The organism is Fibrobacter sp. UWH4 (assembly GCF_900142475.1).
Lineage (GTDB): Bacteria > Fibrobacterota > Fibrobacteria > Fibrobacterales > Fibrobacteraceae > Fibrobacter.
Genome location: NZ_FRAY01000008.1, coordinates 1 through 26,612, shown reverse-complemented (window position 1 = coordinate 26,612; position 26,612 = coordinate 1). Strand labels below are relative to the sequence as shown.

Genomic DNA, 26,612 nt, shown 5'->3' with positions numbered 1-26,612 from the left:
GACGCGGCAATCTATCTTTAAATTGCCCTGAAAATTTAGAATTTCCGGCTCGCGATGAACATGACGGCCTTCAGCTCCCATTCGCTGTCGACCTGTTTCTGCAAAACTTCTTCGGTAGAGGGGTAGGGCTGGTTTTCGTAGACGCGGTCGCGCGAGATGTTTACCATCAGCATGCCGTTCCACTTGTCGCTAATCTTGACGGATGCCATGGGGGTGATGCTTACTTTCACGAATCCTGGATTGTAGTCCTTGTACCTTTCGTCAAAGTCATATTCGTGCTTGAAACCGCTCGCGTTCGCCGAAACCATGGCCATGGGCACGCGGCTAAAAGGCAGCATGTAGATGAGTGTCCCGCCGTACCTGTACTTGAACCCGTTGACCGAGTTTTCGTTACCGGCTTTCCAGACCTGTTTGTCGTCGGCTCCCGTGTAGGCGGAATAGGTGAGCTCCGCGGACCCCTTCAGGATGATCTTCGTCCAGTCGCTCTTGGGGAGGAATGCAAGCAGCGGAATTGTCAGCGTCGAATGGTAGGTCACGCCGTAGGTGTATTCCGTGAAAACGAGGTCCTGCTCGTAGTCCCGTTTTTCGGGGTTGTATACGCCCATGAAGGTTGATGCTTTGCCGTAGTTGATGGCCGTTCCCAGGCTTGTCTGCACGCCCAGTTCCAACAGGTGGATCAGTTCGACGGATGCGTCCAGCTTGATTCCGAAACCGGAAAAGTTCACGTCGCCTGCCGCAAGCCCCTTCAACGAAAGCGCCTTGCCGTAGTCCTGCTGGAGCTTGAGGTTGTAGCCCCAGGCGGGAACCGCGAATGCGAGGAAGGGCCAGTCGTGTAGGGATTCGGAGTTCTTCAGTGCATTGTGCGGAAGGACGATCGAGACGATGGAAAGGATATTTTCTGTCGTGACCTTTAACGTGCTGCCCTCTGCCGGGGCGGCGCCGTTATCCGAGGCGTTCTTTGCCTGAGTACTGTCGGTCGCCGGAGTTTCGGCACCGTGTTCGTCCGCGCGGGCAAACGCAGTGCAAAGGAACACCGCGCAAACCAACTGGGCCAAGAACCGTAATGACATATTAGAACGAATATAGATAAAAAGTGAGTCCTGACGACAGGAAGGGGGAATTTTTCCGGCGAGTTCGGCTATTTGGAAGACGGAATGCCGGTTGCCCCTTGATCTACAAAATTTGTATATTCTTCGCAAAGAGGTTTGTATGTACCGTTTTTCGCATTTTTTTGCCGCATTTATTATTTGGACAGTCTTTTGTGCCGTGCCGGCCCTCGCCTTCGACGTCTCGGTGAAGGCGAACGTGGATAACGCCCAGGTGTTCGTGGGTGACATGTTCAACTACGAAATTCAGGTGACCGCTCCCGAAAATGCCGTCGTGGACTTGCCGAGCTTTGTCGGAAACCTCGGAAGTTTCGAAGTCAAGGAAATGAAGAACGAAAAGGTGACCGAGGGCATGCCCAAGGGTACCGCGAAGTTCGTATGGCTCGCGACGCTCAACACCTTCGTGAGCGGCGATTTTCTGATTGCGCCGCAGCAGGTGAACGCTGTCGTGGGTAGCGATACCGTCAAGGTGAATACCGACCCCGTGGCCGTGAAGGTTTCGACGCGTACCACCGGCGAAGAAGACGACATTCTGGAAGCGGAAGACCCGCTGGACGACCCGAGGCTCCCGCAGTGGATTTACGTCTTGCTGATTGTCGTGGGGGTTGCGCTCCTCGTGTTCCTCGGCTGGTTCCTGCACAAGAAATTTGCGAAGAAGGGCGAGGCGCCAAGGCTTCCGCCTTACGAAGAGGCTGTGCTTGCGCTCAAGGAACTGCGTCAGAAGAATTATCTGGCCGAAGGGAACCAGGGTGACTACTTCATGGCGCTCGGATTTATTGCGCGCCGCTACATCGAACGCCGATTCGAGGTGGACATCCTCGATGCGACCGTGGCAGAGCTCAAGCAGCGCATGGCGCACGTGGCAGGGCTTCCGCAGGCCTACAAGGAATCGGTGGTGACGCTTGCCGTCGAGACCGAACCGGTGAAGTTCGCGAAGATGAAGCTCGAAGGCGAACGCTGCCGTTTCTGGGACGAATGGGCCGACCGCCTACTTGAGGATACGAAACCTACGCCAGAAGAACAACAGGCCGCTCGCGCTCAAAATAAGTAAAGTGCGGATGTTTACAGGTGAGTCCATTTCTGTGGATTGGATCACTGTACGAGTCCCTTAAATAAGTGTATATTGGGGGGACCACGGGCAAGGTTGGCTACGGGGTTAATTGAGGTTTTTATGAAGTTTGCAATTCTCGGATGCGGGCATATCGCGACAAAGATGGCCGCTGCGGTCAAGACTCTTGAAAAAAAGGGGATGGGTGTCGAGGCGTATGCGGTCGCCTCGCGTTCCTTGGAAAAGGCCCAGAAGTTTGCAAAGGATTACGGATTCGGTCGTGCGTATGGCAGTTACGAGGAACTTGCGAATGATTCGCAGGTGGACTTGATTTATGTGGCGACGCCGCATTCCGAACACTACAACAATGTGCTGCTTTGTCTGAATTCCGGTAGGAATCTGCTTGTCGAAAAGGCGTTTACCGCAAATGCGCTGATGGCGTCCGAGGTTGTTGCCCTTGCCGAAGAAAAGGGCGTGTTCCTTTGCGAGGCGATGTGGACGCGATTCCTGCCGGCAGTGCAGATGGTCAAGGACTGGATTTCGGCGGGGAAAATCGGTGAGGTCAAAAGTGTGGAGGCCGATTTTTCGATGCCGCTCTCGCATATCGAACGTTTGCAAAAGCCGGAACTTGCAGGCGGTGCGCTTTTGGACTTGGGCATTTACAGCCTGACTTTTGCGGACATTTTCTTGAATGGTGACGGCGCGAATCATATTGTCAAAACCGAGACGGAATGCGTCAAGTTCCATACGGGTGTCGATGCTACGGACTGGATCGACTTGACTTATAAAAATGGCCAGGTGGCGCACCTCAAGACCTCTATGGTGGCGCCGCTCAAGAACGAAGGCGTGATTTACGGCGAAGATGGATTTATCCGCGTACAGAACCTGAACGATATGGTGGAAATCCAGCGGTTCGATGTCGCCGGAACTCTGGTGGAATCCGTCATTCCTCCTCGCATCGAAAATTGCTACGAGTACGAGGTGCTGGGCTGCAAGGCCGCTCTCGAGAAGGGCCTCAAGGAATGCCCCGAAATGCCGCATACGAAGACGATGCAGATGATGACGCAGATGGATAGCCTCCGTGCCGCGTGGGGTGTAAGTTACCCGTTCGAGCTCAGCCCCGGCGAAGTCTGGGACCGCAGCGGCGACAGGTCGATTCTCGAAGTTTATGATATTGAAACGGGCAAGTCGGAAGTGCTCGACGAATTTGATCGCGTCATCGAGGCTCCTAACTGGAGCGCCGACGGCAAGTTCCTCACTTTCAACAGCGAAGGCCGCATCTATAAATACGAGATTGCGTCGGGTGACGTGAACGAAGTGCCGAGTTACTTTGTCGATAATTGCAACAACGACCATGTGCTTTCTCCGGATGGCGAAGGCCTCTATGTGAGCCACCATACTAAAGAAGACGGGCTTTCGCGCATTTATAAGATTTTCTTTGACGGTCGCATGCCGGAACTGGTGACGCCGCTTGCTCCGAGCTACCTCCACGGTATCACTCCCGACGGCAAGATGCTCGCCTACTGCGCCGAACGGAATGGCGAATATGACATATACACCATTCCGACTGCCGGCGGAAACGAAATGCAACTCACGACGGCTCTCGGCCTGAACGACGGCCCCGAATATGACTGTGACGGGGAATACATCTGGTTCAATTCGGTGCGCACCGGCCGTATGCAGGCTTGGCGCATGAGGGCTGATGGCTCCGAACAGACGCAGATGACATTCGATGCGCATTGGAACACCTGGTTCCCGCACATTTCGCCCGACCGCACGAAGGTCGTGATGCTCGCCTACCATGAGCGTGACGTGCGCCCCGGCGAACATGTCCCGAACAAGAATGTGGAAATCCGCCTGATGACCGGCAGCGATAAAACCGGCTGGAGCAAGCCGCGTACGATCCTCAAGCTGTTCGGCGGCCAGGGAACGATCAACGTGAACTCGTGGGCCCCCGACAGCAAGCGCTTCGCGTATGTAAGGTACGAAAAAAGGTAACACACCCATTGTCATCGATGACATCGGAGGCGCCTGTCATCCCCGCGGGGATCTCACTGCTAGCCGCTTTTACTGACAGCTGAAACCTTGCAACTCAAGGCCTGCACGCATCTCGCCGTAAGTCGAGGTGCGTTTCATATCCATCGCCTTCATGAATCGACAATCGTTGTCGATGTGCATGCGGAAGCCTGTCATGGTGGGCTCCACCTCTCCCTTGCCGCTTGCACGCACATGTTCAATCATCTGTTCGCGCCTGTCACTCATTTCGGGCGGTACGAAAACGTCGGTGACGATATCGACATTTTCGATTTCGGTGGCGCCGAATACGAACGAGATGGTCACCAGGTTCTTGAGGCCGTTGAACTGTCCGGGCGTCTTGCACACCAGGTTCTTCGGAGAATTTTTTGCTTTCTTGGCTTTGACGGGCTTGGCGGCGTTCTTATTGGGCGTGTAATGCAAAGCTGCGAGCAGTTCCTCTTCTTTGACTGCGCCGACCAATTTATTTACAATTCTACCGTCCTTGATGAGGAAGAAGGTGGGGAATGCCTGGATCGGGAGCGACGCCTTGATTCTTTCGATGCCCGGTTCGTCGATGCCGACCGAGGCAATCTTGATGTCGCTGTAGTTTTTCGCGATGCCGATAAGCGTCGGAATCATGATAAGGCACGGCGGGCAACTGGTTGAAGAAATTTCCAGGATGACCGGCTTCTTGGAATTTAGAATTTCACTTTCGAAATTGCTGTCGTTTACCTTGACGATTTTGATGTCTTCGTTGTAGATCTGGCCTGCATTTTTGGTGGCGGCGTGGGTTGTCGCGCCGGCCATAAAGATGATGGCGCTGGCGAGAGCAAAAAATATATTCGGTTTCATGCAATGCAATATAGGAAAAATCTATTACTTTATCGAATTGTATAATGTATATTACATTATGGAGATTTCCGTTTAAGGAAAGTTGGGTAAAAAAAAGGAGCGTATTTTGAATATAGAATACGGGGTATTGAAACGCGAAGATCTGAAAGAGGCTGTAGAAATGTCAGCTCGTGCCTATGAAGATTACGCGTATTTTGCAAATTATTTCCCTGATACAAAGGAACGGCTTAAGGCACTTTGGGCCGTGATGTACAGGGGCTGGCTGACGTATTTTAGCCAGGCGCATTTCTTGACGGCTCGGTTAGATGGCAAAATCGTGGGCCTTGCGGAGCTTGAGCCCCCGCATTTCAAGAGACCGTCGGTTTTTCAGTTTTTGATTCACGGCTGGCTGCAGGTTTATTTTGACGTGAATTTTAGGCGAATGCAAACTTGGCTCGCTATGGATGAAGCTGCCGGCAAGCCGTGCCACGATTATAAGAAAAGTGGTCCGGATATTTGGTACGTGGGCTCGCTGACGGTGGATCCGCCGTTTCAGGGAAAAGGCATTGGTACCAATCTGATTGCGTTTGCAGGAGACTATGTCCGCGAACGCGGCGGTAAGCAGCTGACGCTGTTCACGAATTCAGAGAAGAATATTGCGTTCTACACCAAATGCGGTTTCGAGACGTTTCATGAATGTGAAATTGCCCATGATGGCAAGACCATGGGCAGTTGGAGCGTAAAGAAGTCGGTGTAATTTATTGATCTAGCCGGTTCCAGAAATCGGTGTCCTGGTTGACGCCGCATTCCTTGGCGTAGTAAACGGGTTCCTTGCCTTGTTTGCGTTGTTCCGTATAGTTCTTGAGCGCCTTGATGGCAATCGGAGAAAGAATCAAGATGCACGGGATATTGACGACCACCATCAATGCCTGGCAAAGGTCCGCCGAATCCCACGCAAAGCCGGCGCTTGCAAGGGCGCCTGCAAACACGATAATAGAGGCGATGATTCTGAACACGGTCATGATGATTTTGCCCGGACGACGATTTATGATGAATCGCAGGCAGCCTTCGGTATAGTAGTAGTTGCCGATAAGCGTCGTGAAACCGAACAAAAGAATCGCCACCGTAATGAATACCGGGCCTAGTTCTCCGAAAACGGAGTGGAGCGATGCCTGCACATACGGAATACCCGATATTTCGCTAGAAGGGGTAACGCTTGTGGAAAGGCACATCAGGGCGGTCGCGGAGCAAATCACGATGGTGTCGATAAATACGGAAAGCGATTGCACCAGTCCCTGCTTGACCGGGTGCGAAACGCTTGCGCTGGCAGATGCGTTCGGAGCAGAACCCATACCGGCTTCGTTTGAATAAAGGCCGCGCTTGATACCGTACATGATGCAACTCCCGGCAAAGCCACCGGCACCCGCTTCAAACGAGAAGGCGTCCTTGAAAATGGTCATGAACATCGAGGGGATGTTGGTAAAATTGAACACGATAACGCCTAAGGCTACGATGATGTAGGTAATGCTCATGATAGGGACAAGGTAGCTCGTGATTTTCGTGAGTTTTTTGGCGCCGCCGAACACACAAAGCACAAATAGGATTGCAAGCCCTGCGCCTATGATAATGGGCGTCTTGGTTTCGCTATAAAAACTGTAGCCCGAAAAACTGGTCTGCACGTTATAAGAGGCCAGAAGATTGTAGCCGACCAGATAGGTGAGCAAAATGAACACCGAGAAAATGATTCCGAGCCAGCGCTGTCCCAGAGCTGTCTGTATATAGTAAGATGGACCGCCGTAGGAATGCCCCGTCACCAGGTCTTCGCGCTTGTAAATCTGGGCGAGCGTCGATTCCACAAATGCCGATGCGCTGCCGATGACTGCAATCAGCCACATCCAGAAAACGGCACCGGGGCCGCCCATGCAAATCGCCGACGACACGCCCACGATATTTCCTGTGCCCACGCGGGATGCCGTAGAAACCATCAGGGCGCCAAAAGAAGAAATGCCGCTCCCCTGCACCGGTTTTTCGTTGAGGACTCGGAGCGTTTCAACGAACAGACGGATTTGCGGGAACCCCATGCGAATCGAGAGGAACAGGCCCGCCGCCACCAAAAACAAGGGCACGATAAAGGGCTGGTAGAGAAAATCGCTGAGAGTCGTAATGACATTATGAAGGGATTCAAACATAGGCATCTCCGTGATATTTGACAAAATAATAAAATGTTTTGCGGTCAAAAGTTGCTTATTCCAAATTGGGATATAAAACTGATTCAACGAAGTAATCCCCCGGTTATGCCCGAAGGCTTCAAGGCGCTATTGTTCAACCGGTACATGAGAACGGCCTGTTCCACAGCCGATGAAATCCCTGCATTTACGGCCTTTTTACGAGGATTACTATGAGTGAATTATTTATATTGCATCCAAAAGAAAAGGCTTTAATACATGGCACGTATTTCGAAATCGTCGCAATCCTCGGCAACTCTCGGCTTTGAACAGCAAATCTGGAACGCCGCTTGCGAACTCTGGGGGCACATCCCCGCAGCGGACTACCGCAAAATTTTCACCGGCCTCATCTTCTTGCGCTACATTTCGGCCGCATTCGAAAAACGCTACAACGAACTCGTTGCCGAAGGCGAAGGCTTTGAAGAAGACCTCGACGAATACGTGAGCGAAAACATCTTCTTTGTTCCGCAAAACGCCCGCTGGCCCGAAATCGCAAAAGCCGCCCACACTCCTGAAATCGGCAAGATTCTCGACCAGGCGATGATCGAAGTCGAGAAGAACAACAAGGCACTCAAAGGTGTGCTCCCCAAGAACTACGCGGCCCCCGACCTCGACAAGCGCGTGCTCGGCAATGTGGTCGATGTGTTCAGCAACATGGACATGAGCGACACCGAAGCGAGCAAGGATTTGCTCGGTCGCACCTACGAATACTGCATCGCGCAATTCGCAAGCTACGAAGGCGTCAAGGGCGGCGAATTCTACACCCCCGCAAGCGTCGTGAAAACCATCGTGAGCATCCTCAAACCGAGCGAAGGCAAACGCGTCTATGACCCGTGCTGCGGCTCCGGCGGCATGTTCGTGCAGAGTATCAAGTTTATCCAGGACCACAGCGGCAACCGCAACAACGTAAGCGTTTACGGACAAGAGGCCAACGCCGACACCTGGAAAATGGCGAAAATGAACATGGCCATCCGCGGCATCGACGCGAACTTCGGCGAACACCACGAAGACACGTTCTTCCACGACTTGCACGCCAACGAACGCTTCGATTTCATCATGGCGAACCCGCCCTTCAACCTTAAAAACTGGGGCCAGGAACAACTGCAAGAAGACCCGCGCTGGCAATATGGCCTCCCGCCCGCAGGCAACGCGAACTTTGCATGGATCGAACACATGATCTACCACCTCGCGCCCGGCGGAAAAATCGGGCTCGTCCTTGCGAACGGCGCACTCAGCACGCAAACCGGCGGCGAAGGCGAAATCCGCAAACGCATTATTGAAGCGGACCTCGTCGAAGGCATAGTCGCCATGCCCACCCAGCTCTTCTACAGCGTCACCATCCCCGTCACGCTCTGGTTTATAAGCCGCGGCAAAAAGCAGAAAGGCAAGACGCTCTTTATAGACGCCCGCAACATGGGCCACATGGTGGACCGCAAGCATCGCGACCTCAGCGAACAGGACATCGAACGCCTCGCAAGCACCTTTGAAAAATTCCAGAAAGGCAAACTCCAAGACGAAAAAGGCTTTTGCGCCGTAGTCGAAACCGCAGACATCGCCAAGCAGGACTACATCCTCACTCCGGGCCGCTACGTCGGCATTGAAGACTCCGTGCAAGACGACGAACCCTTCGAGCAGAAAATGACCCGCCTCACCGGCGAACTCTCCCAAATGTTCGCGAAAAGCCACGACCTCGAAAAACAAATCAAGAAAAATCTGGAGGGTCTAGGATTCAAGATGTAAAGCCCCGAATGCATAAGTAAATTGTCATTCTGGACCCTGTAAGGGGATAGAATCCATAAAGAACTCATCAAGTGTCATCCTGATCGAAGTCGAAGGATCCAAAGCCAAAAAGAATTGAAGAGAACAGAGAATGAGCAAAACGGAATGGAAAGAATACGAGATGTCTGAACTCATAGAAGAAATTTCTATGGGTCCATTCGGATCGAATATTAAAGTTGAATGTTTCACGGATTCCGGAGTGCCTGTTCTCAACGGAAGTAATCTTGTTGGCTTTCGATTAAACGAAGACTCCTTCAACTATGTTACAGAAGAGAAAGCTACATCTTTAGGAAAAGCGAACGCCTATCGTGGCGATATTGTGATTACACATCGTGGCACATTGGGGCAAATTGTTTATATTCCGCAGAATTCCAAATACAGTCGATACGTCATTTCGCAAAGTCAGTTTAGAGTGCGATGCAATGAAAAAGTAATTCCTGAATACCTGGTTTACTATTTTCATTCAAGATTAGGTCAGCACAAATTATTGTCTAACGCCTCTCAAGTGGGCGTTCCTTCTTTAGCACGACCGACATCAACTTTTCAAAAATTGACTATCAGCGTACCGCCTGTTGCAAAGCAAAAAGAAATAGTTAAAATTCTATCCTCACTTGACGACAAAATCGAACTCAACAATGCGATAAACAGGAATTTACGTGCAAACCGAGTGCAGAACCAAACGAAGTTTGAGTTATGCCGAGGTGCAGCCGTAAATGCCCGCGAACGCGGGAATTTAGCAGCTTAAGTTTATTTCTCCTGTCATGAACTTCGGAAGCAATAAGTCTCGGAGTGTACTGAGGTTTTGGATTTCTCTTTGAATGTTAAGCATTTGCTTGAAAAGAGGCTCAACAATCTTTTGAAAATCATCTAAAACTTTATTCGAAGGTAATGCTGTATCAAAATTTTTCAGAATTTCCGTTTTAAGATTGGTAAAAATACTTCCATTACCCAAATTTACAAGGTCTTTCCGAATATCTCTAAAAAAGAGGTAAAGGAACTCGTTCGAAAGCTTTGATTTTGGAAAATAGAGCCAACCATCATGAATGCAGGAATCTAAATCAAGAATTTTAGGTATTCCAGGTGTAGCACTGTTGGACAATACAAGTGAACCAGCTTTCAGAAATACAGTTTTGTTTAAGCCCGATTCCTTGATATGTTCGGCAATTTGCAAAATAAATGGCGAATTTAATGCCGTTACATCTGATATTTTAAGCCAACGATAGCCGGAATCCGAAAGGAATTCTTGAATTGGTCTAGGAGAACCACCTCGTTTTATTTCTACAAAATCTCCTAATTTCCCATTAATCCAATCCTTCGGCATTTCACCGCCAAATGGTTCAAAATCTATGAACCAGTTCTTGAAGATTGCTTGGGCTTGTTCCTCTAAATTCCTGTTTATCTGATTATTCAACTCAATTTTATCATCTAACGATGATAAAATATCTGCAATTTTCGTTTGAGTTTCTAATTCAGGAACACTAATTTTGAATTCGCGAATTAAGCCTGCGTTTAAATTTTGCTGGGCTCCGCCATTCGCCAATGAAGCCAAATGTTCATAGCGATTAAACAATGAGTAATAAACAAATCTATAATCAGCTTTTGAGCCATCAATGGTTAAATTACAACATGCTTGATTTGTTGTAACGGGAATTTTGACAATAGCAGATTTTCCTGCAGTCGCACCATACATGGCAACAACGACTGTATTCTGCGGAATCCATTTTGCAGCAGAATTTTTCAAACCCAATTCAGTAATGAAATTTTCGGTTTGGTAAATACGATTGAAGGAAACTTCTTTTGTATTAAGCCAAGGAATATTGCCGTTATTATAAAAAGAATCATTACTTCTATTCGGCGTTCCTCCACTACAAATATTAGAGCAGAGTTCTCCTATTGTGCATTCTTTCCATTCGCTCATTTTATTACCCGATATATTTTCTATGAGCAAATTTAACATTGTTTTGCTTGACCATCGCATATTGCAACGTCGTATCGATGCGTCGGTGGCCCAATAAATGCTGTAATTGTTCGATAGGCATACCTTTGTCAATCGCCATCGTTGCCATGGTTCGCCTGAATTTATGCGGATGCACCCGATGAATCTTGAGTTTTCGCCCCAATTTCCGCAATCGGCTCTCGATTCCGTTGATAGAAAGCCGTCGGTGCGGCGATTTTAGCGACACGAACAGCGCCGGATTTTCGTCCTTCCGACTGTTCAGATATTCCTGCAAATGAATCTTGGTTCGTGCGTCAAAATACACAATCCGTTCCTTGTCGCCCTTACCCAGAACAATGCATTCCCGATTTTCAAAATCAATGTCGTCCCTGTTCAACAAGACCATTTCGCCCACACGAACTCCCGTCGAAGAGAACATGTCTATCATCGCGACATCCCGCAGTTGTGGACTCCCGTCGCGCATCTGCTCCAAGGACTCGTCAGAATAAGTCTCCTTGATGCAAATCGTCGTCTTGATTTTGTGAATTCGTCGCACAGGACTCTTCAAAATGTAATTCTCGTCTTCAAGCCAACTGAAAAAACTAGAAAGAATCCGCCGCACATTGTCCACCGTCACCTTACTCAAATTCTTACCCTGCTGATAACTCGTCAAGTATTTCCGCAAGTCATCTGTCTGAATATCCTTGATGCATTTTCCGATACTCGCCTTTGCGATAAGAATCGTCGTATTGTAATACTTCAACGTCTTCGGCGAACACCCCTCCGTTCGCTTTGCCGCCAAAAACGCATCAATCAAGCGATTGTCGTCCGCAAGCTCCCGAACCTCGGACTTTGCCCGCACCTCAAACCGCTCAAACACCGCTCCCAACGTATCCTGAAGCAGCTTTGCCTGCACATTATCCAAGTGCGGCTGCATCGCCAACACCACCTGCGAAATAAGATTTTGCACCATAAGGCCATCCTTTGTTAAAGAAAACCCCAATGATAGCACCATAAACAGGAATTTAGCGGCCTAAATTCTTACATCAGCAACATCTATTTCTCCGGACATAAGTTTTGGGAGAAGATTATCTCGTAATGAGACAAGTCGCTGATTTTCTAATTCTAAAGATTCCTGTTGTTCAAAAATAGGATTGCAAAGCGAATTGAATTTAGAGAGTATTTGATTGGATGGGATTATAGCCTCTAAGCCGTTCATAAGCGAGCCAGAAGCCTCCTTGAATGTAGAACCTGACGCTTTGTTTTCAATTTCTTCAGTATGATTTTTCAAGTAAAAGTAAACATACGGAGTACCAACATTTACTTTGGGAATGACAGATTTGAATCCCTGATTGGTGCACAATTCGTTTTGTGCAATGGATATATAGCCAATGGGAGCTCTTGAACTAAAAAGAACTGTTCCTTTCGGCATGATTTTGGCACTACTATTATCATAACCTTCTTGCGAGATGTCAATTTCACCCTTTGATGTGAACTTATTTGGGTGTAAAGACAAATCTTTTGGTGTAATCCATGCAATTCCGTTATCAGTGTAATATGTGCTACGAGCTTTAGATGGTGTTCCTCCGGCGACAATAGTTCCTAAATCTGATAACTTTCCATTTTCCCAATCACTTGGTATCACTCCACCAAATGGTTCAAAATCGATGAACCAATTCTTGAATAGAGCCTGAGCTTGCTCCTCTAAATTCCTGTTTATAGTACAACGTCTTTGTTTGAAAATGTAAGAACAAAATAATTTTTCTTATTCTATTTATAATTTATTTTAGTTTACATCATAAATAACAAACAAAGGAAATTAATTATGAGCAACGCCTACGAAGCAGCCCATGGCTACTTAAAAGATGATTTTGAACAAACCTGTGACAATTGCGGAGCAGTTTTCAGGGTAACAGTTCCTGGGCAAAAAGGACATGAAGAGTCTGAGGAATATTATTGTCCCGAATGCGGAAAAGAATATCATGTAAGAGCATCTAATTCTCCCTCAGTCATTTTAATTGCCGGAAGAACTGACGGAAAAACAAATAAAAGAGGTTAGTCATGCCAATTGATTTAAGCGAAGTGTCATTTGATTTCAATATTTCTGGCGTTGATATTTTGTACGACGGTGAGAAAATTGGATATTTTTTGTGGCGTGACATAGAAGAAGCTGATGGTTCTAATAGCCACTTAATAACGCATATGGAAATAGATTCCGGCTATACACATTATGGCATCGGGACCGAAACCGTCAAAAGGATAATTGAAGAAACTGGAGAAAAAGTAATTTTTGGTAATGATGACGGGACCGTCAGTGAAGACGGTAGTCATCTAATTGAAGATGGGCCTAGGTTTGTAGCTCATCTGCACACCCTTGATTGGTATTTGAATAGCTTAAAAATGTAATTTTTTTCAAAAAAGGATTGTATATGGATTCTTTGGAAAATTTGTTTGATAATGAAGAAGTAAGAATGGAATATCGCAAAGCCTTCCTTTTGAATCTTTTTCAAAAAATCTGCTCAAAGATGGATAAGGATGAAAAATTTAAGCTTCATATCCGTAAAATTTATAGAGAATCCTTTGATAAAGTAGAAACAACACGAGTCATTGTGAAAAAGCATACAGATTGTGATTTGTCTCAAAAGGATTCAATAGCTATGCTAGAATGGTTTGAAGCAAATTTCCATAAATTATCCAGAAGAAAGCCTATTTCTAATGAGATAAGAAAAGACCTTGTCTTAAAACAGAAAAATTGTTGTGCGGTCTGTGGGGAATTGTTCGGAAACGACCCTTCAAAAATTCATATCGATCATATAGTTCCCTGGAAATTGGTTGGGGACGAACTTAAAAACAATTTCCAAGCGCTTTGCGAAACCTGTAACGAGTGTAAAAGTGCAAAAACAGACTATATTTTTAAAAGAATCATGAAACTTATCTAAATAAAAGGCTTTTTCGATGCGCAAAATTTACCTACAAAAGATTACCCAGCATGATATCGAATGCTATATCGGTTGCATTGATCCTCGTGATCTAGTCCGCGTTGCGACAAAGATTGAAATTGCAAAGGTTCAGGACGCACAACGACCTTTAAACGGAAAACGTATAAAGGAAATTGCTTCATATGTAAGTGAGAAAAAAGGGATTCTTCCTAATACATTGACCCTGGCAACCAAGGATAAGTTCTATCAGATACGTCAACATTCATCATTTAAGGAACTCTATTACATTGAATTTCCTGATTCTGAAGATGAATTTAAACAGTATGCAGAATCTATTGATGTGATGGACGGGCAACATAGATTGTATTCTTTCGCTGAGAAACAAAGACTCATTCAAGATGATGAAAAATTTGAAATAGGATTCACTTTGTTTATCCGTCCGTCTTTAAGCGATCGAAGACAAATTTTTATCAGTTGCAACGAAAAGCAGGAAAAAGTTAGCAGCAATCTGCTGATGTGGCTCAAGGAAAAATTAGGCATGCTTAGAGATGATGAAATCTTTCTTTATAGCATTGTGTCCAAATTAAGTAATGAATATCCCCTAAAGGGACACATTATTATGAATGCAGAAAAGGTCAAGAATGGGGTTAAAGCAAAGGAATTAATGGGATTCCTGAAGCAGATAAAAATTAGAGATTTGGCCATCGATTCCGAACCATTGACTGAAGATGAAATTATCCATGTTATTTGCACGTATTTAATAGCGTGGGAAGACGTAGTTGATTTCACATTCGCCCCAGATGCAAATGGAAAATTCAAACCGAATGCTGGGGTTGCTGTAAAAACAGCGGGTTTGAAGTATATGCTTCTTCTCTTGCCAACTTTCTGGGATCGTGCGGTATCCATGCAGAAACTATTCAATGCTGAATTTATTCAGGATACAATTAAGAGATTTATTTCGTCATATGCTGAAGAAAGAAGCTTATTCTTTGCTTTGGATGAACATAAAAAGCATTTTGCCGACAGAACTGCAATACAGCGTTTTGCTGATGAGGGAATAAAGAAAATCAAGGCTCTTAATGCCGGAAAATTTAATCCGTTAGGAAAATAAAAAGATCCCCGGAAACTAACACGATTCTTCCGTTGTTCCAGAAAATTCATCATCCAAACACAAAATCGATATAGAAAATGTCGATTATGTGTTTGATTATGTAAAAAATGCGTCCGCAAGTCTTTTTTTCGTTAAAGATCTCCATTTTTTGAACGGTTTGGGTAATTCCTTCCCCTACCCCTTGCTTTTTTCGGTTTTATATTGTATTTTTGTAGAAATTCTACAAAAACGAGGGCTTAATGCTGGTTAAAATCGAATTAGAGAACTTTTTCTCCATAAGAGATCGGATTTGTATCGATTTTAGGGCCGGGAACACCAAAACAGCCAAATCCAAGAAATTGGCTGACAATGTTATTGAATGGAACGGCTTAAAGCTCCTCAAATCGATAGGCCTTTTCGGCGCAAATGCGTCTGGCAAGTCCAACATTTTGAAGGCGATAAATTTCTGCTGTCGCATGGTTCTTGAATCGCACCTGCACAACGAGAATTCCGTCTTCAATTACGCCCCGTTCAAGTTCGAAGGCTATCCGGAAAAGCCAAGTTGTTTTTTGATTGATTTCATTTGCGACGATGTGGAATACGAATATTCTTTTTCGTTGTTGAAGTCCAAGATTATTTCGGAAAGTCTTTTCTATTATCCCAATGATCGCCGTGCCCGTGTTTTTGAAAGGGACGGTTCCGAATACAAGTTTGCAGAAGGCGTTCTTGCTAGGCCCAATGATATTGCCGTGAATACCAGCGACAAGAATCTTTTCCTTAGCCGTGCAAGCTCAATGAACCGCGAGTTGGCGCAAAAGCTTTACCGTTATTTCTTGTCGACTTTTATGCTCGGATTGATTCCGTTGCAAGACATGAATATCGAGTCGTATTTTGATACGAACAAGCCTTTGATTCTTGCCGCATTGCAACAATGCGATAGCGACATTTGCGATATTGAAAAAAAGATTGAAACGGTGGCTATGCCCATGCCCGTTCCTGGAAATCCGTTCGGTGCTCCCGGTCGCGTTATGAATCGTGAGTTCGTGAGATTTGTGACTTACCACAAAATTGCCCCGAATGTTCCGTTTGATATTGACGAAGAATCCGGAGGCACAAAAAGATTGTTCAGTATTCTCTTGCGCATGATTGATGTCGTGAAAAACAAGAAGTCTGTTATGCTGGATGAATTTGACACGAGCCTGCACGCCAGTATTTCTGAGTTTTTGCTTGACTTGATTCACGCATCGTCGCAGTCGCAGCTTTTGTTCTCTTCGCACAATTTGAGCCTGATTAATATGAATCGGTTCCGGAAAGACCAGATTGTTTTTGTGACCAAGAACGAAAATGGCGCTACCGAGGTCCAGTCACTGTACGATTACAAGGACTTCCGAGAAAACATGGATGCAGAGAAGGCTTACAGGCAGGGCCGCTTCGATGCGATACCCATTGTCACGTCTACTGTCGAAAGCCTGAAAAGAATGCTTGCGGAGGGGTAGTCCATGCCAAGAGGTAGAGAAGAAAGAACCCCTAAAAAGATGAAGCAGGCGTTCCTCGTTTTTTGCGAGGGTCCAACGGAAGAATGCTACGTTCAGGAACTGCGTCAACGCTATAGATCTCCGATTAGGATTGTGCCTATTTGCGAGGGCCAATCCATTTCGAACGCACTTGTTTGCCGTGAAATAAAGAAAGAGAAAGTGTCGCCAACTGACCGCATCCAAGCGTTCTTGATGTACGACCGTGACGTTCCTGAAGTAAATGTCAAATTGGATAAATGCGACGGAACAATGATTTGTTCCAATCCTTGTGTTGAATTGTGGTTTCTTCTGCATTCTCGTGACCAGAAGGCAAGTCTCGGTTCTGAAGAATGCGTCAAGGCATTGCAAAATTCTGCAAGCGAATGGGGTCACTACCGAAAGGGCGAATTGAGTGCCACTCAAAAGAACCTGCTTTGGAGCAACCGTTCTACGGCAATCCAGAGGGCAAAATCGCTGACTGAAAGCAGAAATCCCTCTACGGGAGTCTATAAGCTCCTGGAATCCATCGAAAAAAGCCTTTCAGAAACGCAAAATTGAGCTATTGTCGCCTTTTTTGATTAAATTTCTCACAAAGGAATTTAGTCAATGTCTTTCTACAACGAGAACGCCTACGAGCAATGCCTTATTGAGCTGTTCAGGGATACCCTGGGCTGGGATTATTGCTATGGGCCCGATGTAGAGAGGGATTTTCGAGACCCGCTTTACGAGCCGGTGCTTGAAGAAGCGATTTGCCGAATTAACCCGAAGGCGGATTCGCATGCCATCGCAGAGGCGTTGAACAAGATTCGTCATTTTGAAAATAACGACCTTGTAAAACAGAACGCCTTGTTCATGGATTATATCCAGAACGGTGTCGAGGTCACTTATTCAAAGAATGGCGAAACAAAGGCCGATATTATTTACCTGGTCGATTACAAGAATGTCGAGAACAATTCCTTCATTTTTGCGAACCAGTGGACGGTTATCGAGAAGTCCAACAAGCGACCCGATGTTCTGCTGTTTTTGAACGGGCTGCCGATTTGTCTGTTTGAGCTCAAGTCTCCAAGCCGCGAAGAGACTGATGCAAGCGAAGCCTACTTGCAGATTCGTAATTACATGCAAGAAGTCCCGAGCCTGTTCATATACAACTGCATTTGCGTGATGTCGGACCAGCTTGTTTCCAAGGCGGGTACGATTACGAGCGGTGACGACCGCTTTATGGAATGGAAGACGAAGGACGGTAACAAGGAAACGACTGCGCTTGCCGATTTCACGACTTTCTTCGAAGGAATTTTCCAGAAAGAACGGCTGCTGGACATCATCAAGAACTTCATCTGCTTCAACAACGAAGGGCTGAAAAGTTATAAGATTCTGGCGGGGTACCATCAGTATTTTGCAGTCCGCAAGGCGATTGTCCGCACGAAACAGGCCGTGCAGGGCGACGGTAAAATCGGCGTCTTCTGGCATACGCAAGGCTCGGGTAAATCGCTCAGTATGGTGTTTTATGCGCACTTGCTACAATCGACGATCGAAAGCCCGACGATTGTGGTGATTACTGACCGCAATGACCTTGACAATCAGCTTTATACGCAATTCGCCAACTGCAAGGATTTTCTGCGGCAGGTTCCTGTTCAGGCGGAATCGCGCGAGCATCTGAAATCGCTGCTGAACGGGCGCAAGGCGAACGGCATCATCTTTACAACGATGCAAAAGTTTGAAGAATCGAACGAGCCGCTTTCTGACCGCCGCAACATCATCGTGATTGCAGACGAAGCGCACCGTGGTCAATACGGCTTGACTGAAAAAATCAAGACAACGAAGGATGACCAGGGCAATTTGATTGCGCACAGGGTCAAGGGTACGGCACGAATTATCCGCGATAGCCTTCCGCACGCTAGTTTTATCGGATTCACGGGGACGCCCATCAGCCGCGACGACCGCAACACCACCGAAGTGTTCGGCAACTATATCGACATTTACGATATGACGCAGGCGGTCGAAGATGGTGCGACTCGCCCTGTCTATTACGAAAGCCGCGTTGTCAAACTCAATTTGGACGACAAGGTCCTCAAGCAAATTGACGATGAATACGATTTGCTCGCCGGTAATGCGGACCCGGAAGTCATCGAAAAGAGCAAGCGAGAATTGGGCCAGCTAGAAAGTGTCCTCGGGAACGACAAGACGATTGCTTCGCTGGTGGATGATATTCTTGAACATTACGAAGAACATCGCGAACACCTTTATACGGGCAAGGCGATGATTGTTGCATACTCCCGCAACATCGCAATGAAAATTTACGAGCGAATTTTGGAACTTCGCCCTGAATGGGCGGGGACAACATCGCAAGTGACAATCGGCTCAAAGGTGGTTGCAGTTCCCGGTGATGATGCAAAGGTTGCCGTGGTCATGACGGAAAGCAACAAGGATCCGGAAGAATGGCGACCGATTGTAGGCAACAAAACTCACCGCCAAGAACTTGCTGTTCGTTTCAAGGATAATGAAAGCCCCTTGAAGATTGTGATTGTCGTTGACATGTGGCTTACTGGATTCGATGTTCCGTCGCTTGCCACGATGTACGTTTTCAAGCCGATGGAAAGCCACAACCTGATGCAGGCCATTGCCCGCGTGAATCGCGTTTACCAAGACAAGGAAGGCGGTCTCGTTGTTGACTACATCGGAATTGCAAGTGCGCTCAAACGCGCAATGAACGACTATACCGTTCGCGACAGAAAACGCTACGGTGATATGGATATTGCTAAGGAAGCGTTCCCCAAGTTCCAAGAAAAACTGGAAATTTGCCGCAGTCTGTTCCACGGATTCGATTACTCCAAATTCTTTACGGGTTCTGCATTGCAAATTGGCATGTGCATTACCGATGCACTGAACTTTATTCTGGACCCGAGCCGCGAAGAACAGAAAAAATCGTTTATCAAGGAAGGATTGATGTTGCATCAATCACTTTCGCTGTGTTCTTCGATTGTGCCGAAGAACATGCAGGCCGAGGCGAACTTTTTCGAAGCGGTCCGCGTGCAAATTATGCGTTTTCTCTACGGTCGCGGCGACAAAAAGTTCAGCCTAAAGGAAGTCAACGAGCGCATTAACGAACTCTTGAAACAGAGCGTTAAATCAGATGGCGTATTGAACCTGTTTAGCGATGTCGGTGAAAAGTTTTCGCTGTTTGACCCGAAATTCCTTGAAGACATCGCCAAGATGAAGCAGAAGAACATCGCGGTTGAAATCCTGAAAAAGTTGATTGCGGAACAGGTTAAGGTTTATTCGCGCACGAATGTGGTAAACGCGCAGAAATTCTCTGAACTTTTCCAAGGGGCGATGAACCGTTACTTGAACGGAATGCTGACCAACGAGCAAGTCATTCAAGAAATGCTCAATTTGGCACAGCAAATTAAGGAAGCCGCATTCTCAGGCGAAAAGCTAGGCTTGACAAAAGAAGAAGTCGCGTTTTACGATGCGCTCACCAAGCCCGAAGCCGCAAAAGATTTCTATAGCAACGATCAGTTGGTCGCCATGACCCGCGAACTAACGGAGCTCCTCCGCAAAAATAGGACGATCGACTGGCAGCGTAAAGAAAGCGCCCGCGCCAACATGCGCAGGCTCATCAAACGCCTGCTCAAGAAATACAAGTATCCGCCCGAAGGCCAAGAAGACGCACTAAAAACTGTCATCAGCCAATGCGAGATGTGGACGGACAATATGGATGATTTCGAAGCGAGTGTAGAAAATACCGCGGCCAACAACCTGCTATACTTTGCTCCGGGTGAGGAATCTCAAGAATACGGACAGGTTGCAGAAGATTCGCCGAATGACTATAAGGTTTAAACCGTTTTCCTACCCCAATATCGCCTTGTATTCCTCAACTAGCCTTTCCAACGATACGGCGCAGTTGGCGGGCGAGGTGGAGGGGAGCTTGACGGCGTCTATTCCGACGTCTTTGGCGCAGAGTTTCTGGTACAGTTTGTGAGCGGTGGCGCCGGTGCAAAAGATGCGCGTGACTTTGGATTTTTCAACGAGCTCTTTTATGTTGTTCACAACTGGGTCTCCGATGCTTGTGTCGCTTGCACCCACGATGGTGCAGCTGTCCAGAACGTCCCATAGCGCCACGTGATGCTTTTTAAGCATGGCCTTCTTTTGGGCGATGGTTTCGGGTGCGCCTTTGCCCGCTGCGATTTCGCTCAAGGTCGCCTCGCCGAGTACGGCAGCCATGACTTTCCAAAAGCGGTTTTGCGGGTGCCCGTAGTAGAATGCCATTTCGCGCGACTTGGGCGAGGGTATGGAGCCGAGCAACAGCACGCGGGATTCGCGGTCGTATAGGGCCGGAAATTCGTGCGTTACATGGGTACGGGTTGGCATGTGTTGAAAATTAGTTATTATTTTTATTAGGCAAAAAAGATTTTTCAGGAGAGGAACACAAATCATGAAATTAGGGCCTTTTTCCTTTGCTATTATGGCGCTTGCCTTTATTGCAGGTGCTGCAGCGGTTTCTGCCAAGGAGATCACTTCCGAGGTTCCGGAGCTTTCTGGCGGATGCTACCAGATTTCAACCGCAGAGGAACTTTACGGTTTTGCCGAAATTGTAAACGGACACGATTCTACCGCGGCAAATACTTCCGCCTGCGGTGAACTCACGAAGGATATCGTTGTAAACAAAAACGTCCTGAATGAGTGGAACCGGCTCAATAGTGACAGCGCCGAGACCTTAGCCGTATGGAAACCGATGGTTGACTTTGCGGGAAAATTCGACGGGAATGGTCATACGATTTCGGGGCTGTATTCACCTGACAGTGCGGGTCTTTTTGAGTCGATCACATCTCCGGAGAATTCCGTTGTCGTTGTCCGGGATCTGGGAATACTTGATTCGTACTTTTCATCGACGACTTATCTTGGCGTTCTTGTAAATTCTGTCTACGGGCCTGGAAAGACCCAGATAACCAATTTCTATACATTCTCCACTATCGAGTCCACGAAAAGCAATCCCTATATCGCAGGTGTCGTGGGTTATGTAAGCGGCAATGCATCATTGACCTTGACAAACTGCTATAGTGTAGCAAACCTTGTAGATAATGGGAATAACTATGATTCCAGATTGCTGGGTTATACAAGGAGTAGTAATGAATCCCTCAATGTCATCAACAGTTATGCGGTAAAGCTGAGTTCCTCTAAAAATATCGATTATGGAACATTGGTGGATACGGCTGCATTGTTTAATGGTGCGTTGACATTTCTATTGAGAGAAAATGCAGAAGGCTCCATTTGGGGGCAGGATGTCGACCGTGATCCCTATCCGATTTTTACTGGGACACTCAAGAATTCCATTGCGGATAGGTACAATGTCACATTCCATACTTTCGATAGTGATACGGCTAGATATCTTGACAATTATGTTGCCGGCCTTATTACGATGCTTCCTAAGGGAACGTCCAAGGAAAACCTGGTTTTTGGCGGCTGGTATAGGGATGCCGAATTCAGCGGAGAAAACGATACGGCAATTTCCAATACGACAACGGGCGATCTTGAATACTGGGCTAAGATGTATGACCGTTACAAGGTAACCTACCATCCCAATGGCGGTAAGATGGAAAATCTTGGGCCTTATATTGGTTGTGGCAATCCAAACAAGAGTTATCAAGATGCACTCATACTGACTGGCGATGTTTCCTGCTATCTGGGAGGTATTGGGAGCAATCTGCGTGATAGTTATTATCGTGACAGCAGCATGTTTCTCGGCTGGTACGACAACGAGGAATTGGAGGGCGATCCTGTCGACTCTATTACAACGAGTGACAAGGGCGACAAGGATTTCTATGCGAAGTGGTACGAATACAAGAGACCGGCGATAGATACTGCGGACGGCTGCTACATCATTTCGAATGCTGCGGAACTTTATGGATTTTCGGCACTCGTAGACGGATCGTTTACCACAGGAAAATACAATGAGGATGAGCGTCTGGCTAATGTTTGTGGCAAGCTTACGAAGGATATCGTGGTCAACGAGAATGTCTTGAAGCGTGATGGTACGCTCGATAGTTCGCGGATAAACGAATTTATCCCCTGGAAGGAGATTGTTCTATATAATGGATTTTTTGATGGGCAGGGTCACACGATTTCGGGGCTTTATATGGGAGATGCCGATGGAATGTTCTACACGGGGCAACCATATAAGTATGCTGCAACCAAAGTCGTTATCCATAACTTGAAAGTACGGGATTCCTTCGTTTCGAGGCATCTCAGTGTCAGTGTGGGTGGAATTATTGGCAGCCATTCCAATGCCTATGCCCATATAGAAATTGAGAATACGCATTTTGACGGAACCATAGTGGTACCCGGTGGTTACTTGAATGCTCATGTCGGTGGATTGGTTGCAGAAGCCCACAATCTGTTGATTATAAGAAATAGCAGCCATCGTGGACTCATCGATGTTGGGGCAGGTGACGGTGCGGCCGGAGGCCTTGTGGGACTCTCCGACTACTATACGTTCCTTATACAGAACTCCAATGAAGGTCGCTTTGTCGGCGATGAGGAAAAAGAAACCCAATTCCCCACCAGAGGATATGTTGGAGGCCTTGTTGGAGAAGTTTCGACGCACTTTTTCATAGTGAATAACTACAATGCTGCCGACTTTGATTGTCATGATTGTTATGTTAATGGCTTGATAGGGGGCTATTATGTTGAAACCGATCAACGTATTCATGCAAGGGCTCCAGTCAGGCCCGAGCAATCCTTTGTTCTTAATAACCATAGCAAGGGCTCGATTATCAGCGGTGTGCCTTCGGAGCTGGATTATTATTGGGTAGTGATATTCGATAACAACTTCTATCTGGATGGAACGTTGTCTCGCGACAGCATCGGGACTCCGGTCGAAGCTTTGGCGTTTGAAGATGGAACTGTTACAAAGGCGTTGCACGACTATGTGCAAAAGGATGCTCTCGGTAATGAGATAGCGGGCAGTGCTTATGGCGCGAACTGGATTCAGGGCGACGAATATCCCGTATTGACCAACAGCGAAACGCGCAATGTTGCTTGGTTATATGTGTCCAAAACGCAGGAACCGTATGGTTATGTTCTTTTCTATACGCCCGGACAGGAGATGCCCTTGCCCACACCCTCTCTGAGTGACCAAACATTCTTGGGTTGGGAATTTGGTGATGCGCTGGTGACAGAAATTCCTGCCACGGCATCCGGGAATTTGATCCTATCGGCGCAATGGAAGTCTATCCCGAGCAGCTCCAGTGTAGCGGCTTCTTCCAGCAGCACGGCTAAATCCAGTTCCAGCGAAGCAAAGTCCAGCTCAAGCAACGCAAAATCTTCTAGCAGTACCGCCAAGTCCTCTAGCAGTTCTGCAGGTGCCAAGTCCAGCTCCAGCATGGGCAAGGATGCGATTGTCGCCGATGGCTTTGTTCCGCAGTTCTCTCTCATGGTCGCCGGTCGCGAAATTCAGGTGGTAAACGCCCGTGTGGGAGCTGCCTATGCGGTGCTCGATCTGCAGGGCCGCATCGTGAAACAGGGGCAGGTTGAATCGTCGAATTTTGCCGTGATGGTCGAACGTGCAGGAAACTACTTGGTGCGTATCGGTAGCAACTTGCAAATGGTTCGGCTTAAATAAATTAATTGGAATAGTTCGTCTGCATGAAGATCAAGATTCTGTTTGTGTGCCACGGGAACATTTGCCGAAGCCCGATGGCTGAATTCGTGATGAAAAAGTTGGTGCGGGATTTACCTGCTGAATCGTTAGTGGATGTAGAATTCGAAATTGCAAGTGCCGCGACAAGCACCGAAGAAATCGGGAACCCGGTTTACCCGCCGGCACGCCGCATGCTTGCTATGCACGGAATCGATTGCTCTGGGAAAACGGCACGCCAGATGACGGTTCGCGACTACGAGTATTACGATTACATTGTGCTCATGGACCGTAACAATTTGCGCAACCTCCGCTGGATTTTGCCTGCCGACGTGTACACGCGTGAAACAGGTGGCGCGGGCTCTCCTGCTAATAACTTGACGCATTGTCCCGCTAAAAACTCCACAAGCCGTAAAGTTTCCCTCCTCATGGATTGGGTAGGCGAGCGCCGCGACGTGGCGGACCCCTGGTACACCGGCGACTTTCAGGCGACCTGGGACGACGTGAATGCGGGCTGCAGTGCGATGCTATCGAAAATTTTTGTATCTTGTCAAGAGGCATAACCGAGTTCATCTCTAAAAAAAGGAGTTTTCCCATGCGTAAGGATCTTGGAGTCAAGGCTTATCTCTACCCGCAGCCGACATTGGTCATTGCGACCTATAACGAGGACGGTTCCACGAATGCGATGGTGGCCGCATGGGGTTCCATCAGCGACACGAACCAGGTGGCCATTTACGTGGCGCACAGCCATAAGACCATGCCGAACATTCTTGCGCGCAAGGCGTTTACCGTGAGTATGGCGAACGAGAAGAACATCAAGGCCATCGACTATCTGGGTGTCACCAGTGGCAACAAGGTGGCCGACAAGTTTGTCCATTCCGGCCTGACGTCTGTCAAGAGCGCCCATGTCGATGCTCCGCTGATTGCGGAACTTCCGCTCGCGCTGGAATGCAAGCTCGTGAGCTACGATGAAAATTCCGAACTTTTGCTCGGCGAAATCGTGAACGTGACCGCCGACGAATCGGTACTCGACGAGAACGGAAAACTCTCGGTCGAAAAGCTCGCCCCGGTCTGCTACGACTCCGCTGGTCACGGCTATTATGTAATGGAACGCCGTGTCGGCAACGCCTTCAGCGACGGCAAGACGCTTTAGCGAATCTGCGAAATGAAAGTCCAGGTCCTCATCGACAATGTCGCTGGCACAAGCGGTTCCCGCAAGCTCTTTGGCGAGTGGGGCCTCTCGGTGTACGTGGAATTCGAGGGCGTGCGCTACCTGCTCGACACGGGGGCGTCGCACCTGTTCGCCAAGAACGCTGGCGTGATGGGCGTGGACCTTTCGAAAGTGGACATCGGCATTTTGAGCCACGCGCATTTTGACCACAGCGACGGCATGGCCAAGTTCTTCGCGCTCAACAGGACTGCTCCCTTCTATCTGCGAAAAGGCGCTGGCGAGAACTGCTACCATGCGCACAAATTAATTGGTCGCTTCACGTACCACGAATACATCGGAATCCACAAGGGGTTCCTGAAACGCTTTGCCGACCGCATCCGCTTTGGCGAAGGCGACATGCAGATTGCGCCCAACGTGTACCTGGTTCCGCACAAGACGCCCGGCCTCTCCTCGATCGGCGAACGCGCGCACCTTTCGGTCAAGGAAAACGGCAAGTACCGCTACGACAGTTTTGATCACGAACAAAGTCTCGTGTTCGACACACCCCAGGGCCTGTTTGTCATGAACAGCTGCAGTCACGGCGGTGCAGACAACATTGTCAAAGAAATCGAGGCGACCTTTCCCGGCAAAAAGATCTACGCGCTTCTCGGCGGATTCCACCTGTTCCGCTACAAGGACGAGGTGGTGCGGGCCTTTGCGGCGCGCCTGCGCGAACTTGATGTCCAGAAAATCTACACCGGCCATTGTACCGGAAACCGCGCGTTTGAAATTCTGCGCGAAGTCCTGGGCGATCGTGCCGAGCAAATGTATACCGGAATGACGGTGGAGATCTAGGAAACTATATAGGAAAAGGGCGGGCCCCCGCCAATAAATAAGCAGGCAGGTCCGCTGGACCTGCCTAAATTGCACTAAATGGCGGGGTCGGGCTATATTACAAGGCCGTCTGCGGGGGCGTTTGCCCCCGCACGCGGCTCTTGTAACGGACCAATGGTCCGCCCGTCCGGGTCACTATCCCTCCCGCAAAAAGATTTTTGTGAATAATATGTTGATAAAGTGGATGTAATGTGGAATGAATCCCGTTATTTCGCAAAAAAGTGAAAAAAGTTGAAATTTTTCGCCCAAAACCCTTGACAACGGTCGCGGAAAGTTCTATAATTGGCCTCACCCGCGAACGAGAGGGCTGAAGAGCTGAAACGGACGCGGGACGGAAGCACGAGAGGCTTCCGGGAAGATTGAAGGAATCGGAGATGTGCTTAGTGACGGGTCCAAGAGGATTCTTGGAAAGTCAATGATACGAACGTGATTAACGGGACCAAGACTTTAA

23 protein-coding genes and 1 pseudogene are annotated in these 26,612 nt (G+C 47.9%); 17 read left to right on the top strand and 7 right to left on the bottom strand.

Annotation, left to right across the window (positions count from 1 at the left end; genetic code table 11):
• Nucleotides 1-35: 35 nt before the first annotated feature.
• On the bottom strand, nt 36-1,070 hold the full coding sequence (locus BUA93_RS12990) for a hypothetical protein (RefSeq protein WP_139258081.1): 1,035 nt from the start codon (nt 1,068-1,070) through the stop codon (nt 36-38).
• Nucleotides 1,071-1,209: 139 nt separating this feature from the next.
• Here BUA93_RS12990 and BUA93_RS12985 point away from each other — a divergent pair, with 139 nt between their 5' ends.
• The 3 genes and pseudogenes from BUA93_RS12985 to BUA93_RS16805 all read left to right on the top strand — a co-directional run bounded on the left by BUA93_RS12985 (nt 1,210) and on the right by BUA93_RS16805 (nt 4,152).
• The gene (locus BUA93_RS12985) at nt 1,210-2,157 is read left to right on the top strand and encodes a hypothetical protein (protein ID WP_072980082.1); all 948 of its coding nucleotides are present in this window, start codon (nt 1,210-1,212) and stop codon (nt 2,155-2,157) included.
• Between the two features lie 120 nt (nt 2,158-2,277).
• Nucleotides 2,278-3,018: pseudogene (locus BUA93_RS16810) on the top strand (Gfo/Idh/MocA family protein); the annotation flags it as partial.
• A 291-nt stretch (nt 3,019-3,309) separates the two neighbouring features.
• A complete protein-coding gene (locus BUA93_RS16805) occupies nt 3,310-4,152 on the top strand; it encodes a TolB family protein (RefSeq protein ID WP_371359329.1) in 843 nt (280 codons plus the stop codon).
• A gap of 69 nt (nt 4,153-4,221) precedes the next feature.
• On the opposite strand, the gene BUA93_RS12975 is transcribed toward BUA93_RS16805, so the two are convergent.
• Nucleotides 4,222-5,022: a thioredoxin family protein gene (locus BUA93_RS12975; RefSeq protein WP_072980079.1), complete on the bottom strand. Its 801-nt coding sequence runs from the start codon at nt 5,020-5,022 to the stop codon at nt 4,222-4,224.
• Between the two features lie 106 nt (nt 5,023-5,128).
• Between BUA93_RS12975 and BUA93_RS12970 the strand changes: the two genes are divergently transcribed.
• Entirely contained in the window at nt 5,129-5,758 is a 630-nt protein-coding gene (locus BUA93_RS12970; protein ID WP_072980077.1) for a GNAT family N-acetyltransferase, read from the top strand.
• Between the two features lies 1 nt (nt 5,759).
• Here the strand turns inward: BUA93_RS12970 and BUA93_RS12965 are convergent, their stop codons facing one another.
• Nucleotides 5,760-7,190 carry an alanine/glycine:cation symporter family protein gene (locus tag BUA93_RS12965; RefSeq protein WP_072980224.1) on the bottom strand — a complete coding sequence of 477 codons (1,431 nt, stop codon included), beginning with the start codon at nt 7,188-7,190 and terminating at the stop codon, nt 5,760-5,762.
• Between the two features lie 255 nt (nt 7,191-7,445).
• Here BUA93_RS12965 and BUA93_RS12960 point away from each other — a divergent pair, with 255 nt between their 5' ends.
• Nucleotides 7,446-8,966 (top strand): type I restriction-modification system subunit M, encoded by a 1,521-nt coding sequence (locus BUA93_RS12960; RefSeq protein ID WP_072980075.1) that lies wholly within the window; start codon nt 7,446-7,448, stop codon nt 8,964-8,966.
• 130 nt (nt 8,967-9,096) lie between these two features.
• Entirely contained in the window at nt 9,097-9,750 is a 654-nt protein-coding gene (locus BUA93_RS12955; protein ID WP_083597439.1) for a restriction endonuclease subunit S, read from the top strand.
• On the opposite strand, the gene BUA93_RS12950 is transcribed toward BUA93_RS12955, so the two are convergent.
• The 3 genes from BUA93_RS12950 to BUA93_RS12940 are packed head-to-tail and all read right to left on the bottom strand — an operon-like array spanning nt 9,739 to nt 12,586.
• Nucleotides 9,739-10,923 (bottom strand): restriction endonuclease subunit S, encoded by a 1,185-nt coding sequence (locus tag BUA93_RS12950; RefSeq protein ID WP_139258079.1) that lies wholly within the window; start codon nt 10,921-10,923, stop codon nt 9,739-9,741. The genes BUA93_RS12955 and BUA93_RS12950 overlap by 12 nt on opposite strands.
• A gap of 4 nt (nt 10,924-10,927) precedes the next feature.
• Entirely contained in the window at nt 10,928-11,914 is a 987-nt protein-coding gene (gene xerA, locus BUA93_RS12945; RefSeq protein WP_072980222.1) for a site-specific tyrosine recombinase/integron integrase, read from the bottom strand.
• Between the two features lie 60 nt (nt 11,915-11,974).
• Nucleotides 11,975-12,586: a restriction endonuclease subunit S gene (locus BUA93_RS12940; protein ID WP_217651009.1), complete on the bottom strand. Its 612-nt coding sequence runs from the start codon at nt 12,584-12,586 to the stop codon at nt 11,975-11,977.
• 180 nt (nt 12,587-12,766) lie between these two features.
• Between BUA93_RS12940 and BUA93_RS16025 the strand changes: the two genes are divergently transcribed.
• The 7 genes from BUA93_RS16025 (at nt 12,767) to BUA93_RS12910 (ending at nt 20,321) form a co-directional block, all read left to right on the top strand.
• On the top strand, nt 12,767-13,000 hold the full coding sequence (locus BUA93_RS16025; RefSeq protein WP_139258077.1) for a hypothetical protein: 234 nt from the start codon (nt 12,767-12,769) through the stop codon (nt 12,998-13,000).
• Nucleotides 13,001-13,002: 2 nt separating this feature from the next.
• Entirely contained in the window at nt 13,003-13,347 is a 345-nt protein-coding gene (locus BUA93_RS12935; protein ID WP_072980070.1) for a hypothetical protein, read from the top strand.
• A gap of 23 nt (nt 13,348-13,370) precedes the next feature.
• Nucleotides 13,371-13,880, top strand: a complete 510-nt coding sequence (locus BUA93_RS12930) for an HNH endonuclease (RefSeq protein WP_072980068.1) — start codon at nt 13,371-13,373, stop codon at nt 13,878-13,880.
• A 16-nt stretch (nt 13,881-13,896) separates the two neighbouring features.
• Nucleotides 13,897-14,991, top strand: coding sequence for a DGQHR domain-containing protein (locus BUA93_RS12925; RefSeq protein ID WP_072980066.1), 1,095 nt, complete (start codon nt 13,897-13,899; stop codon nt 14,989-14,991).
• Between the two features lie 338 nt (nt 14,992-15,329).
• Nucleotides 15,330-16,466, top strand: coding sequence for an AAA family ATPase (locus BUA93_RS12920; protein WP_217651008.1), 1,137 nt, complete (start codon nt 15,330-15,332; stop codon nt 16,464-16,466).
• Between the two features lie 3 nt (nt 16,467-16,469).
• The gene (locus BUA93_RS12915) at nt 16,470-17,042 is read left to right on the top strand and encodes an RloB family protein (protein WP_072980062.1); all 573 of its coding nucleotides are present in this window, start codon (nt 16,470-16,472) and stop codon (nt 17,040-17,042) included.
• 48 nt (nt 17,043-17,090) lie between these two features.
• Entirely contained in the window at nt 17,091-20,321 is a 3,231-nt protein-coding gene (locus tag BUA93_RS12910) for a type I restriction endonuclease subunit R (protein ID WP_072980060.1), read from the top strand.
• 9 nt (nt 20,322-20,330) lie between these two features.
• On the opposite strand, the gene BUA93_RS12905 is transcribed toward BUA93_RS12910, so the two are convergent.
• A complete protein-coding gene (locus BUA93_RS12905) occupies nt 20,331-20,852 on the bottom strand; it encodes a DNA-deoxyinosine glycosylase (protein ID WP_072980058.1) in 522 nt (173 codons plus the stop codon).
• 94 nt (nt 20,853-20,946) lie between these two features.
• Here BUA93_RS12905 and BUA93_RS12900 point away from each other — a divergent pair, with 94 nt between their 5' ends.
• The 4 genes from BUA93_RS12900 to BUA93_RS12885 are packed head-to-tail and all read left to right on the top strand — an operon-like array spanning nt 20,947 to nt 26,122.
• Nucleotides 20,947-24,102 carry an InlB B-repeat-containing protein gene (locus BUA93_RS12900; RefSeq protein WP_175547448.1) on the top strand — a complete coding sequence of 1,052 codons (3,156 nt, stop codon included), beginning with the start codon at nt 20,947-20,949 and terminating at the stop codon, nt 24,100-24,102.
• Between the two features lie 23 nt (nt 24,103-24,125).
• Nucleotides 24,126-24,680 (top strand): low molecular weight protein-tyrosine-phosphatase, encoded by a 555-nt coding sequence (locus BUA93_RS12895; RefSeq protein ID WP_072980054.1) that lies wholly within the window; start codon nt 24,126-24,128, stop codon nt 24,678-24,680.
• 32 nt (nt 24,681-24,712) lie between these two features.
• Nucleotides 24,713-25,270, top strand: a complete 558-nt coding sequence (locus BUA93_RS12890) for a flavin reductase family protein (protein WP_072980052.1) — start codon at nt 24,713-24,715, stop codon at nt 25,268-25,270.
• Nucleotides 25,271-25,282: 12 nt separating this feature from the next.
• Nucleotides 25,283-26,122 (top strand): MBL fold metallo-hydrolase, encoded by an 840-nt coding sequence (locus tag BUA93_RS12885; protein WP_072980050.1) that lies wholly within the window; start codon nt 25,283-25,285, stop codon nt 26,120-26,122.
• Nucleotides 26,123-26,612: the final 490 nt, after the last annotated feature.